At 49.6% G+C, this 13,570-nt stretch carries 12 protein-coding genes; 9 read left to right on the top strand and 3 right to left on the bottom strand.

Annotated elements, in window-relative coordinates:
• Positions 1–55: 55 nt before the first annotated feature.
• On the top strand, positions 56–943 hold the full coding sequence (locus tag KNP04_RS04050) for a CAP domain-containing protein (RefSeq protein WP_214874739.1): 888 nt from the start codon (positions 56–58) through the stop codon (positions 941–943).
• Positions 944–1,024: 81 nt separating this feature from the next.
• Here the strand turns inward: KNP04_RS04050 and KNP04_RS04055 are convergent, their stop codons facing one another.
• Positions 1,025–1,423, bottom strand: coding sequence for a hypothetical protein (locus KNP04_RS04055; protein ID WP_214744182.1), 399 nt, complete (start codon positions 1,421–1,423; stop codon positions 1,025–1,027).
• Between the two features lie 144 nt (positions 1,424–1,567).
• Here KNP04_RS04055 and KNP04_RS04060 point away from each other — a divergent pair, with 144 nt between their 5' ends.
• The 3 genes from KNP04_RS04060 to KNP04_RS04070 are packed head-to-tail and all read left to right on the top strand — an operon-like array spanning position 1,568 to position 4,732.
• The gene (locus KNP04_RS04060) at positions 1,568–2,500 is read left to right on the top strand and encodes an ABC transporter ATP-binding protein (RefSeq protein WP_214874740.1); all 933 of its coding nucleotides are present in this window, start codon (positions 1,568–1,570) and stop codon (positions 2,498–2,500) included.
• A gap of 11 nt (positions 2,501–2,511) precedes the next feature.
• The gene (locus KNP04_RS04065) at positions 2,512–3,645 is read left to right on the top strand and encodes an ABC transporter permease (protein WP_214874741.1); all 1,134 of its coding nucleotides are present in this window, start codon (positions 2,512–2,514) and stop codon (positions 3,643–3,645) included.
• Complete coding sequence (locus KNP04_RS04070; protein WP_214874742.1) at positions 3,632–4,732, top strand: ABC transporter permease; 1,101 nt, start codon at positions 3,632–3,634, stop codon at positions 4,730–4,732. The genes KNP04_RS04065 and KNP04_RS04070 overlap by 14 nt, the downstream gene beginning before the upstream one ends.
• Before the next feature lie 39 nt (positions 4,733–4,771).
• On the opposite strand, the gene KNP04_RS04075 is transcribed toward KNP04_RS04070, so the two are convergent.
• Positions 4,772–7,456: a sensor domain-containing diguanylate cyclase/phosphohydrolase gene (locus KNP04_RS04075; protein ID WP_353047899.1), complete on the bottom strand. Its 2,685-nt coding sequence runs from the start codon at positions 7,454–7,456 to the stop codon at positions 4,772–4,774.
• A gap of 200 nt (positions 7,457–7,656) precedes the next feature.
• Between KNP04_RS04075 and KNP04_RS04080 the strand changes: the two genes are divergently transcribed.
• From KNP04_RS04080 to KNP04_RS04090, 3 genes are all read left to right on the top strand, one after another.
• A complete protein-coding gene (locus KNP04_RS04080; RefSeq protein WP_214874743.1) occupies positions 7,657–7,965 on the top strand; it encodes a PadR family transcriptional regulator in 309 nt (102 codons plus the stop codon).
• Positions 7,966–7,969: 4 nt separating this feature from the next.
• Positions 7,970–9,154, top strand: coding sequence for a chromate efflux transporter (gene chrA, locus KNP04_RS04085; protein ID WP_214874744.1), 1,185 nt, complete (start codon positions 7,970–7,972; stop codon positions 9,152–9,154).
• Between the two features lie 154 nt (positions 9,155–9,308).
• Positions 9,309–11,129, top strand: a complete 1,821-nt coding sequence (locus tag KNP04_RS04090) for an acyltransferase family protein (protein ID WP_214874745.1) — start codon at positions 9,309–9,311, stop codon at positions 11,127–11,129.
• A 20-nt stretch (positions 11,130–11,149) separates the two neighbouring features.
• On the opposite strand, the gene KNP04_RS04095 is transcribed toward KNP04_RS04090, so the two are convergent.
• Positions 11,150–11,647 carry a YdcF family protein gene (locus KNP04_RS04095; protein WP_214874746.1) on the bottom strand — a complete coding sequence of 166 codons (498 nt, stop codon included), beginning with the start codon at positions 11,645–11,647 and terminating at the stop codon, positions 11,150–11,152.
• 183 nt (positions 11,648–11,830) lie between these two features.
• On the opposite strand from KNP04_RS04095, the gene KNP04_RS04100 reads away from it, so the two are divergent.
• The gene (locus KNP04_RS04100) at positions 11,831–12,124 is read left to right on the top strand and encodes a hypothetical protein (RefSeq protein WP_074036371.1); all 294 of its coding nucleotides are present in this window, start codon (positions 11,831–11,833) and stop codon (positions 12,122–12,124) included.
• A gap of 134 nt (positions 12,125–12,258) precedes the next feature.
• A complete protein-coding gene (locus KNP04_RS04105) occupies positions 12,259–13,530 on the top strand; it encodes an alginate O-acetyltransferase AlgX-related protein (RefSeq protein ID WP_214874747.1) in 1,272 nt (423 codons plus the stop codon).
• The last annotated feature ends 40 nt before the right edge of the window (positions 13,531–13,570 follow it).

The following is a 13,570-nucleotide window of genomic DNA, read 5'->3' on the forward strand; positions in this document are numbered from 1 at the left end:
ATAATATAGAATATAAGAAGTTTAACAAAAGGAGTCGATCCATTTGAGAAAAATCATGACCGCTATCCTCTTGACCTTCTTCATGTCGCTATCGGCAACGTTGTCGCAACAATCCATCGTTGCACATGCGTATACGGAAGTATCGGTCAATACGAAAGGGTATGTGACGAATATTAGTAAATTATACGCGCGCCCCACACCATCGCTCGGTGCCACACGACTGAATGCCATTCCTCGTGACGGCTCGATGCACGTACGCACCACCTTTTTTGTGAATGGAGAGCGTTGGTACAAGATTCAATGGGGCAGCGGCTATGCCTATGTGCCTGGGGATTATGTCCGTTTGTCTACTGCCGAAGTTCGTTTCACGACTCCAACCTACGTCAAACCTTCGAGCGTGTATGTGAAGTCTGCACCGCTGACGACTTCGTCGAACGTCAAATTTTTACGCCAAGGCACGGCACTCGAAACAATCTCGTATCGCTATACGGGAACGTCTCGATGGTATAAAGTCCGTTACGGCTCGTACGTCGGGTATCTTCAAGCCAAGCATGTCAGCTTCACGTCGCCAGTCAACGTGTTAACAGAGACGAACAAAGAACGACAGGCAGCCGGCTTATCGCTACTCGCCGCTTCGAACGAAGCAAACCGTGTCGCACAAGTCCGAGCGGATGAAATGGCTCGGACAGGTCAGTTCTCCCATACGTTGAAGGAGAACGGTACGCCTGGTGATACATTACGTGCCTATGGCGTGTCGTACCGGGGATGGGGAGAAAACATTTATAAAGGCTCGAGCGACCCGGTCCGGGCGGTGGACGCCTGGATGAACAGCAGCGGTCACCGTGCCAACATCTTGAACGCGAACTATACACATCTCGGGATTGGGAAAGCGACCGATGCCCAAGGATCGACCATTCACGTTCAAATCTTTTTGACGAAATAATCAATGGGAGCCAGTCACGTCGGTGGCTGGTTTTTTGGCACAAAAATGAGCGGGTCTGCACCCGCTCCACCTCCTATCCACTCATACCTCATGCTCTTTCACGAGCACACGAAAACGCGGTCGGACGGTCAATTCGATTGACGTCACGGTCCGCTTCCGGTCTTCTGCGAGGACGATCAATAGCTCCGCATGGTCACGTCGGTCTTCTAAGATTTCGACCTTGCTGACGGTCCGAAGCAACTGATAGTAAAGGAGTTCCCCGTCTCGGTCTTTCACATTGATTTCAAACTCGTGATAGCTCGGGGAAATTTTAAAGTAGAACGTTTCCTCTTTTTTATTAGTGAATCGAAAAATCGACTCGTCATAATAAAACGGTAACGTCGAATCCATCCGTTTCGGTTCGACTGTACAAAATGCAGACAGTACGATTTCGTCCGGGAATAACGCCCCCTCATGTTTATTGAATTGCCACCCTTTCATCCCAATCCCTCATTTCAACACAATAATTATCTGAATAATTAGATTATTGCACATTTTCATGAATCCGGACAGGTATATTCGTGACAATCCACGAACACCTATATGTAGAATGATGAGTCTTTCACATGAGAAAGGAGTACATCTATGTCGATCATCTCGCTCGATCATGTCACGAAACGGTTCGGGGACACAGCCGCCTTGAACGACCTTAGTCTGAATGTCGAAAAAGGCGAGCTGTTCGGTCTTCTCGGTCCGAACGGTGCCGGTAAGACGACGGCCATCTCCGTCATGTTGAATCTATATGAGGCGGATTCCGGATCCATTCACATCTTTGGACAATCGATGCCGAAAGACGAACTGTCCATTAAGCGACGTGTCGGGATTGTTCCGCAACACGTCTCTGTCTATGACCAGCTGACCGTTTATGAGAACATTCAATTCTTCGCCGAATTATACGGATTCAGTCCAAAAGAAGCGAAACAAAAGACCGAGGCCGCGATTGCGTTCGTCGAACTCGATACCCATCAAAAGAAACGCCCACCTGAACTGTCCGGCGGTCTCCTCCGCCGCCTCAACATCGCATGCGGAATCGTCCATGAGCCGGAACTCATCTTCATGGATGAGCCGACCGTCGCCATCGATCCGCAATCACGAAACACAATCTTAGAGAACATCCGTGAACTGAACCGTCGTGGGGCCACAATCATTTATACGTCACACTACATGGAAGAGGTCGAGCTACTCTGCGACCGTATCGCCATCGTCGACGAAGGGAAAATCATCGCCGAAGGGACGCAAGATGAACTGAAAGACCGCGTCATGACGCTCGAGACGGCCCGTATCAAAGTCGATGCACTCACGCCTCATCTGCTCGAACGGCTCGATGCACTCGACCACGTTCAAAAAGTGCAATATGAGGAACCGTATATCGAAGTGTCGCTCGATAAAGATACGCCGCTCGCCCCACTCCTGGATACGCTTCATCAGGAACATGTTCACTTCACGTCCATCACGGTCGACCGTCCTTCCCTCAATACCGTCTTTTTGGCATTGACCGGGAAGACGCTCCGGGAATAGGAGGTCCTTTCATGTGGACTTTTATCAAATACGATGTGAAACAGCGGCTCCGGGATCGTGCGACACTTTTTTGGATGCTCCTCTTCCCGCTCATCCTCATCTTCGGACTTGGGACGATGCTATCGGCCGTCTTCAGTGACACGTTCAAACTCCCCGTCACAAACGTCGCGTACGTCGAAGCATCGACCGACCAGTATCGAGAACCGCTTGAGAACTTTTTGAACGATGAAGACATTCAGGCGTTCATCCGCCTTGTCCCTTATGAAGACATCGCGTCAGCCGAACAAGGGGTGAACGATGGGGATGCAGACGTCATCTTACGGCTCGACGGCAGTGACCTCACGCTGTTATATGAAGAACCGACGACCGTCGAGTTTGACGTCCTTGAAGCCATTCTCGGTCAGTATACGGCAATCGCCAACCAACAGATTACGCTCGCGGAGTCCGGTCTTTCGGCCCCGTATGAGAATGAGGCGTGGCTTGATACAGAGAGCGTCGATTTAGCGGGACGGACCCCTTCGTCGCTCGAATATTTCACCGTCACCATCTCCATCATGACCGCTCTATTCGGTTCGTTTTATATCACGGCGATGGCACGGGAAGAACAACCGAATATCGGCAGCTATTTACGAATTCAAGCCGCTCCTGTCCGAACGATCCAATATCGACTCGCTCGGACGTTCAGCCGCTACGTCATCATTTTGCTTCAGCTCATCTTGTTATTCTGGTTCAGTCATTTCGTCTATCGGACGTTTGATTTGGCAAATATCCAGTTCGGTTATTTGATTCTCGCTTGGCTCGCCTTAACCGCATATGGGGTCGCCATCGGGTTTGTCATCGTCAACCTGCCGAAGTTGAGTACGACGACGAAAGATGCGGTCGTCAACGGATTTGTCGCCATCATCATGATTTTATCAGGCGGCTATGTCCCCGGATTCGATCAAGTAACGCTGAACTATGCGCCGTGGGCCGCATATGTGTTCATGCCGATTTTTATGCGCGACGGGATGCTCGCCGTCATGCTTCGGGAAGGCGACATGAGCGTCTATTGGGAAAGCCTCGGTTTACTTGGGATTCATTTGCTCATCTTTATCGCACTCAGCTATCTTCTATCGAAAGGGGTGAGACGTCATGGTACTCATTAGACACGTGGCCAAACGGATGCTCCGAAAGAAAGGATTATGGGTGTTCACGTTTGTCTCGATGTTCGGGTTTGCGCTCATCCTCTCCTTCGTCGGTGGGACGTCGAGTCTTAATGCGTCGATTGGAATTGTCGATGAGGACGGGGGCATTCTCGCCGAACGTCTCATTGAAGAAGCCGAACGTTTTGGCCGCGTCACCATGCTCGAGACGAGTGGAGAAGACGTCTTGTTAGAAGGAGAAGACATCGTACTTCTCATTCCTGAAGATTTTACAGAACAATCGTTCAACGGCGATATGCCTCGCCTCTCGTTCTTCGCAATCGCCGGTAGTGACGCCGCTCTAATCGAACAGGCATTGAACGGTCACTTGTCACGTGAACGCCAGCTTCTTGAGGCGAGTGGATATGACGAAGCCACATTCACCCAACTCGCGACCGAGGAGACAGATAACGGGTACACGCTCTCTAGCGAACCGTTCCAAGAGAGCGTCGCCACGACTGCACGCACACAAGCTTTTTTCGGTCTATTATCGTTCATCATGATGTCGACGTTCCTCCAGTTCATCCCGATGTTTGTCGCGGATGACCGGGACGAGAAGATTTATGCCCGCCTGTTCGCCTCACCGGTGACACCTCGGCGGTATTTCGCATCACTTCTCCTCGCTTTCTATCTCGTCGGCTTCGTCTATGTCATGCTTTTGATCGGCGTAAGCCTCGTCCTTTACGGGGAAGACGTGTGGACCCATCTCCCGACCGTCTTCGCCTTGTTCTCGGCCTATCTGCTCGTCTGTCTGGCATTCGGTGGCCTCATCGCGGTATTTGCGACGAATCGAGAGAAGGCGAACATCTTTCAAATATCGGTCACGATGGCATCCGCCATCACCGGAGGTGCGTTCATCAGTTTGCTTTGGTTACCGGATTCGTTGAAGCTCATCGGACGCTTCCTACCGACATATTGGCTAAATAACGGGATCATTACGACGTATGAAGGACAGTTCCCGCTCCTCTCCATCCTCGTCATGATTGGCATGACCGGCATCGTCTTCTTGTTGACGGTTCTCGTATTGAAGAAGCGTCCGCTTACCGTTTGAAAAAGCGAGTCCTCCCAAAATAAGAGAGGACTCGCTTGTTTATTGTTGTAGGGTTGGGACGACTTTTTCAAAGAAGACATCGACGAGCGTCGGATCGAACTGTTTGCCCGCCTCTTGTTGAATGATGGCAAGCGCCTCATCAATCGACTTCGCCTGTCGATAAGGACGACCCGTCACCATGACGTCGAACGTGTCTGCGATCGAGATGATGCGGGAAGCGAGCGGAATCTCATATTCACTCATCCCTTTCGGATATCCTTTCCCATCCCATCGTTCGTGATGGGCCAAAACAATTTCAGACAGGGCGACATATTCAGGAACCGTACTTAAAATATTGTAACTGACCTCAGGATGTCGTTTGATTTCGCGCCACTCGGATTCCGTCAAGGCACCCGGTTTATCTAAAATATCGTTACTAATCGCTACTTTTCCGATGTCGTGCAAAATAGCGGCCGTACGAATTTCATTTACTTCGGCGCTCGTGAAGCCCATCGCTTCTGCGAGCTTTCCAGACAAATTCGCAACACGCTGAGAGTGCGCCTCTTCACGAGGAATTTTTTCATACAGCGTCCGCATGATCAGTTGAATCGAGTGATGACGGCGACTCTGCTTCTCAGACACTTTATGGTGATACATTCGGTCTTCCGCTAAGTTGAAGACGTCTGTTAATCCAATGGTCGCGTCGTGCTTGACCGCCTCACCGAACGATGCTGAAATCGGAAGCCCTTCTACCGTTTGTCCGAGGAAGAGCCGGCTCAAACGATCGGACAAGTGCTTCGCCTCATCAAGTGTCGTATTCGGCGAGATGACGACGAACTCATCCCCACCGATACGTGCCACCTCATCTTTCGCTCGCAATTCATACCGTAAAATATTCGCCGCTTCGACGAGCAGCCGGTCTCCTATTAAGTGTCCGAACGCATCGTTCGTTAACTTCAGTCCGTTAATATCGATGACGATCAATGACAATGGATAAAACGCATCGTCGTCATAACGTTCCAGCGCTTCTTCAAAGTAACGACGATTTTTGACGCCCGTCAACTGGTCGTGATAACTTAAATACTCGATTTCCTTCTCATACTTTTTCTTCTCTGTAACGTCACCGATATAGCCGTGCCAGAGGACATGACCGTCAGCAATCTTCTCAGGGCGGGACGATCCTAGAATCCAAATTATTCGTCCATCCTCGGCCAATACACGAAACTCCGCGTCCCAAATCGTCAAATTCCGATACGATTCATCAATCGACTGCATGACGTGAGGATAGTCATCGGGATGCATCCGTCGGAAGACGAGGCCGGCATCTGCCTGCACTTCTTCGGCAGTAATCCCTAGCATGTCTTCAAAACCTCGACTGAAGAATGGGAAGTTGAAGCTACCGTCCGGCAACAACTCAAACTGATAGATGGCTCCCGGAATTTGGTCAGATAGTTTTGTCAACAGACGGTCCCGTTCGGCCAATTTTTCTTCCAACTGAACGCGATCCGTCACATCTTTCGCCACGGCGTAAATATAGTTCCCTTGAAGCTTACAGTGCCATTCAATCGAACGATAGGTGTCATCAATCGTTCGGAAGCGATTGACGAAGCGGAACAGTTCTCCCCTTTCTTCGAGTTCTGCAAAGCCCGCTTCTGTGATGACATCATCGTCTGGATGAATCAAGCTAAGAAAATCCATATTTTCAAGTTCATCAAGCGAATAGCCAAGCACCCGCTCCCACGTATCATTCAAATGTAAGACTTGGCGCGTATGGAGCGCCATAATGCATTCCAGGTCAAGTGTCGTAAATCCATCGAACATCGATTTCTTCGTCTCCCCGACTTGGTGATCCGCTTTGACCAATTGTTCGAGCACATGGACCAGATACAACTCGACAAGTCCAAGTCGATTCGCCGATTGACCTTTGCTCATAACAATGGTCAAGTCCCCATAGAAAACTCCGTCTTTTTCGATTTTAAAGAGGACGACCTCTCCGAGTGAAAAGATACGAAGTAAATTGTTGACGAGCCGTTTCGGAAGTGCACCGTCAATCAACGGATCGATTCCCTCAAACACAATGGGATTTGATTGATTGAATAACTCTTTTCGTTGCTTAGTCATCGGCCACTTCTTCCCTACCGGATGAAACCCTAACACATCGAGACTTCGTTCTAACATCTCGTCCATGCCTGACAACGCGACCGTTGTATAAGTTTCCCCGTCGGTCTCCATCAAGTTGAGTGCGACGGCTTTCGCTCCAGTGAAATCTCGAATCTGGTCAAGAAACTGTTGGTTCATCAATAAGTCGCTTCCCGTTGAAACGAAACGATGCGATACGTTCACGAGTTGCTTCAAGGCATTGTTTTCTTGTACATGCCGGGTGATGTCATGGAACATGACGGAGACAAAGTCTTTTCGTTCACTAAAGACGGACATCTCGTACCATGATTTATTTCGGCGTGAGAAATGTTCAAACGTCACGGTACCGCCATCGCTGACGACCCGTGCCACTTGAATCATCCACTCCCGCTCGCTATATTCAAAATCTTTCAGTGCCGTCGACACTTTCTGCCCGATAAAATGTTTTCGTTTTCCCTTCATCATCTTCTCAAAGGCGGCGTTCACTTCAAAGAATTCATAGTCAATCGGCTCCGAAGCGTCGTCGTAAATCACTTTAAACTCGACGTAGCCTTGGGGCATATGGCGTAACAATGTAGCGTATGAAGAATGGATAGGGTTTGTCACGTCACTTCCTCCTCAGCAATTAATCTCAACATCTAGTTTACCTCATTTGTGATTGATTCCCTATTTTTTCCGAACTCATTCCCATCTTCTTATTATAAGTTTTCGTAAACTGTATACAGATCCCTTGTTACCTCCTCGATCATTTGTTAGACTGATTTCGAAAATCGATATCGGAATTCGATAACAAGGAGATGACACGTATGGAAGACCGCGTTCTACGGAAACTGTTCCTCGGATTCATCCACATTCATATCTTGCATCATGCTGCGGAACATCCGGTGTACGGAGCATGGATGGTCGATGAGCTAAGGGAGCACGGATATGAAATCAGTGCCGGTACGCTCTATCCGATTTTACACGGGATGGAGAAAGACGGTCTCCTCGTCCGGGAAAATGAGACGGTCGATGGACACGTCCGCAAAAATTATGTGACGACCGGAAAAGGGCTCTTGGTGTTGCAAGAAGCCCGTCAAAAAGCTTATGAGTTATTTAAAGAAATTAAGGAGTGAAGATATGACGACACAACGTGTGACGTTCAAGACGTTACTAGAGATTTTATTCGTTTCGACCCGACTCGGGCTGACATCGTTCGGCGGACCGGTCGCCCACCTCGGCTATTTCCATGAGGAATATGTGAGACGGCGCAAATGGATGGATGAGAAAGCATACGCCGATCTCGTCGCCTTATGTCAATTCTTACCTGGACCTGCAAGTTCGCAAGTCGGAATCGGCATCGGTATCGTCCGTGGCGGGATACTAGGTGGCATCACCTCGTTCATCGGCTTCACGACCCCGTCGGTCATCGCGCTCATGCTGTTTGCTTTGGCACTGTCTGGTCTCGACGTCTCCGATGCCGGTTGGTTGTACGGATTGAAAGTCGTCGCCGTCGCCATCGTCGCCCATGCGATTTTAGGCATGGCGAGTAAGCTCACACCTGATCCAAAGACGAAGACGATTGCCTTCTTCGCACTTGCCGGCGTATTACTTTGGCAGACGACGTTTAGCCAAGTGCTCGTCATTCTCGTTGCTGCTGTCGCTGGATTCTTGTTGTTCAAGCCAGATCGTCTCGATGCGAAATCAAGCACGTTCCCGATTTCAAAACGCCTTGGTGCCGTCTTGCTTTCGGTATTCGGGGCACTTCTCGTCATCTTGCCGATTTTACGGGAAACGTTTGAAAACCAGGCGATTGCCTTGTTCGATAGTTTTTATCGCGCCGGTGCACTCGTCTTCGGTGGCGGACACGTTGTCTTGCCACTTCTCGAGCGTGAACTCGTCCCAGCAGGTTTCTTAAGTGAAGAAGCGTTCCTCGCAGGATACGGTGCCGCACAGGCTGTTCCGGGACCATTGTTCACATTCGCTTCCTACCTCGGGACAGTCATCAATGGGATTCCGGGTGGGATTTTGGCGACAGTCGCCATTTTCTTGCCGGCGTTCTTGCTCATTCTTGGGGCACTTCCGTTCTGGGATGCGCTCCGCCACAACCCGAAAGTCGCTGGAGCCTTGATCGGGGTGAACGCTGCGGTCGTCGGTATTTTGATTGCGGCATTTTATAGCCCAATCTTCACAAGTACCGTCAACGGTGCGATCGACTTCGTCTTTGCCGCTTTCTTGTTCGTCATGATCGCCTATTGGAAATTACCACCTTGGGCACTCGTCATCGTCGGCGTCATCGGTGGAATATTGATCAATCTGGTGTAATCACTAAGGGACCTTGCGTCCCTTTTTTTGTGGACTTTTTCGCTTAGTTGATTGTTAATCTTTTGAAACCATTCCCTCTCCTCCACTCGTTATACTGAAGAATGGATTCTAAAAAAAGGGAAATGTCCGCTTTGACTAGAAAGGAAGTGGGGGCATGAAACCACTTAAACATACAACGTATATGCCCGGTCTGGACGGCTTACGCACGTTCGCTGTTTTGGCTGTCATTTTATATCATTTAAACGTACCTTACATATCCGGGGGATTCCTCGGTGTCGATGTCTTCTTCGTCCTGTCCGGTTATTTGATTACCGGTATTCTCATTCGAGAGTGGACGAAGAGCGGCACGATCGACTTAAAAAGATTCTATATCGCCCGTTTCCGTCGACTGCTCCCGGCGCTCGTCTTGATGTTGTCTCTCGTGATGACATACGTCACGCTCTTTGACCGCTCGTTGCTTGAGACGGTACGGCAAGATTCACTCGCCGCGCTCGCTTACGTGAACAACTGGTGGTACATCTTCCATGAAGTGTCATATTTCGAGAGCTTCGGGAAACCGTCACCACTTCAAAACTTATGGTCTCTCTCCATTGAAGAACAGTTTTACGCGGTCTGGCCGCTCATTTTACTCGTCGGCCTCGCCTTCCGGAAACGATTGCTTCAATTGGTCGCGGCACTCTTACTCGTCTCCGCGACATGGATGGCGTTCCGCTACGTTCCAGAAGCGGACCCGAGCCGTGTCTACTACGGGACGGATACACGCCTGTTCGGTCTGCTCATGGGTGCCATGCTCGCATTCGGCTGGCGACCAGATACGTTCAAAGCGGTCATCCCAAACATCGGACGACATATTTTGAATGTGGCTGGTGCGATTTCTCTCATCGGAATCGTCGGGATCATCGTCACGGTGAATGCGTATGACGCGTTCCTCTATTATGGAGGCTTCTTGCTCGTCGCCTTCTTGTCCGCAATCTTGATTGCCGCGGTCGCCCATCCGGCGACGATCTGGTCACGCCTATTTGGAAGCGCTTGGCTTCGTGTGATCGGCACGCGGACGTACGGGATTTATTTATGGCACTATCCGGTCATCATCTTGTCGACGCCACTCGAACGACTTGGAACGTTTTCACCGCTCCTTGCGGTCGGTCAAGTCGCCCTCACGCTGTTGATCGCCGAGTTGTCGTATCGCTATATCGAGACACCGATTCGGCGGAACGGATTTATCGCCTCGTTCCGTCAACTCGTCTCGACACCGACGCACCCAAGTGCCCGTTTCGCGGCCACGGCTTGTGCGACGGCACTCTCACTCGTACTCGTCGGCAACTTGACCATCTTGGCCTTCTCTGAATCAAAGCCGGCACAAGATGAGATTCCGATAGTAAAAGTGCCGATGCCAAAAGAAGAGACACCTGACGTACCGAAAGAACCCGAAACAGACGATTCGGAAGAAGCGGTCACAGAGGTGACGCCTCCACCAACTGAAACACCAGAGGAAAAGAGTTGTCCACCGGCCCTTGCGATCGGTGATTCGGTCATGCTCGGATTGAACGAGTACTTGGCAGATGCGTTTCCGAATATGACCATTGATGCTGAAATCGGGCGCCAAGTCCGCGATGCCATTCCGGTCGCATCTCAGTATGCATCGTATAACGCGCCAGGTCATGTCGTCTTCCTTCATCTCGGAACGAACGGGGCGTTCAAAATGGAACAACTCGACACGCTCCTCAAACAGTTCGAGCGCGCGGACCATATTTATTTAATCAATACCCGCGTCCCTCGTCCGTGGGAGAGCGAGGTCAATGAGAAGCTCGCTCGGGCAAGCGAACTTCACGAGAACGTTTCTCTCATCGATTGGCATGGTCAATCCGTCGGGAAGGAATCTTATTTCGAGAGCGATGGCGTCCATCTGAATGTGGAAGGCGCCGAAGCGTTCGGTGAAGTTTTAAATCAAGAAATCGGCTGTCAATCAAACTAGGCTCTTGCGGATGCAAGAGCCTAGTTTTTTTCTTTGAACAGGTAGCGGACGAGTAGTTTCACATAAGCTAACACCTCACGGATCACGTATCGCCCTTTTGCAAGTGGCGGAGTCGGTGCATATAGGGCATCGCTCTCGAGTTGGAAATAGAGCTTCGCAATGAGACGTGCTCGCGGAACATGAAAGTCATTCGTCACGATGGTGAGCCCCGTCTCGCCTTCCCAAAACGGTCGGCTATGCCGAAAGTTTTCGATTGTCGAGGTAGAGATCGCTTCAACATGGATCCGGTATGGTTCAATGCCACGCGCCATCAGTTCCCGTTCAATCACAAGTGCCTCGGCCATACCTTCGTCTGGTCCTTGTCCCCCAGTTGCAATGAGTTCTACAGTTGGATGCGCCTTCGCATAGTCAGCCGCGACGTCAATCCGATGCCGGAGCGCTCTCGATGGAGAGGTACCGTTGACCTTTGCTCCAAGAATCAATACGAAGCGATAATCCCCCGTTGCGTTCGTTCTCATGTGGTCACCTACATTTCATACATTCTCTTATAACCATACTCTAAAGAAAGAAACGAATGCACGGATTCGGCACTTTTACAAATTTAAGTAAATATGTTGGGATTAATATGAAATAAGATTCCCAATATCCAAAAAATGTTTTATGATAATGGTAATGAGACTTTGAAAGGGGACAGGTGACCCATGACTGATTCTGATAAATGGTTGTCCACCCGCTTCTTATATACACGTGATGCACGACTGTTCGCAGAGATTGAAGTCATTGAGCTCGACCCGTCGCACTATAAGTTCGTCATTCATCCGACACCACTCGGAGCCGATGAATCGTCTTATATGCGACAAGGTCCTCTCGACTCGGATCACCTTCCTTCTGCGTTCGCCGATGTGAGTCGGGTGTATGCAAGACAGCTTGATTGTTTACGTGCCGCAACCCGACTCGTGTCGTCGATCGGACCGGCCCGCTTTACCGCTCACTAAAAACGTTTAGAGTGACGTCATGTCGCTTTAAGCGTTTTTTCGTATCACTTTGCTGATACATAATTGTTACAGTTACAGAAGCAAATATATGGTAGAATGAGACTCGGATTAATCTAGTAACAAAGGAGTTCTCTATGCAAAACTTAAACGTTGATTCTCATAAACAGGACCCCCGCTCCAATCGAAAAAGACGCAATCATCCGAAAATCATCCTTCAACTCGTATTGATTTTATCCTTTGTCGCCTTTTTGGTCGGAGGTGCCTATTTGACGCTCTCTTCTGAGAAACGAGACGTATCTGACATGGAAAACCGAAAGCTTGCACAAAGCCCGGATTCTCCTACATTTGCACACATCATGTCAGGTTCATATATGAAACAAACGGAGTCTTTCGTCACCGACCAAATCTTCAATCGCGATGCTTGGATCAGCTTGAACGCTTTTTTAAATAAAGATGTCTTTAAGCAAACCGTCAAAAACGGAATCTACGTGTCAGATGACGGGACGATGGAATCTCCGATGAAGGAATCGATTGATACCGATACGCTCGTGAACGACTTGACGACGTTTACGTCCCGCCTCGAAGAGCGTGGCACTGAGGTATATTTCGGACTCGCTCCGAACAAGGCTTCGATGGCGAGCGTCGAACCTCACATGCCAGACTATATGGGCAATGAAGCCCCTCGTATTTACCAAACGGTCCGTGATCAATTGTCGACAGTGCCCGGTCTGAACGTGATGGACTATCGGAAGTCATTGAACGAAGCGCAACAGTTAAGTGACGTCTTTTTCAAGACCGACTATCACTGGAACATGAACGGGGCCTATGCGGCTTACGCACAGACAGTCAACACGATGTCGAAAAATCATCCTGAAATGGGTCTAACCTTAAAACCGAACCAACTTCGGACGAAAACGCACGAACAACCTTACTACGGTTCATACGCACGAAGCACGACACTCCAATACGTGAAAGATGGTGACACGTTCGAATGGATGGTACCGAAAGAAGGCTTCACGCCGAGTTCGGTCTGCTTCAATCGGGCGACCCCTTGTAAACCGATCACGAGCATCATCAACAAAAAGCCACTCAAATCGGAAGAAACGTATACGGAAATGTATTCGCTCTTCCTCCATCGGAACTGGCCAATCGTGACGATGGACCAGGAACAACCGGTCAATGACACCCGGACGCTCATCTTGAAAGACTCGTATGCGAATCCGATGCTCACCTTGTTACCTGAGCATTTCGGACATGTGTCCGTCATTGATGTCCGTCATTTCGAGGAGTCTACTATCGAATCATATGTAAATGAGAACGACATCGACGTCGTCTTGTTCATCCACAACGTCAACTTGAACGAGTTCGTGGACCTGTATCATGAAAAATTGAATGAACCCACATAAAAAGTCGTTCTCCATTGTGAGAACGACTTTTTATACGTCA

The sequence above is a fragment of the Exiguobacterium sp. CH10 genome (assembly GCF_018617635.1).
In the GTDB taxonomy this organism is placed as follows: domain Bacteria; phylum Bacillota; class Bacilli; order Exiguobacteriales; family Exiguobacteriaceae; genus Exiguobacterium; species Exiguobacterium aestuarii_A.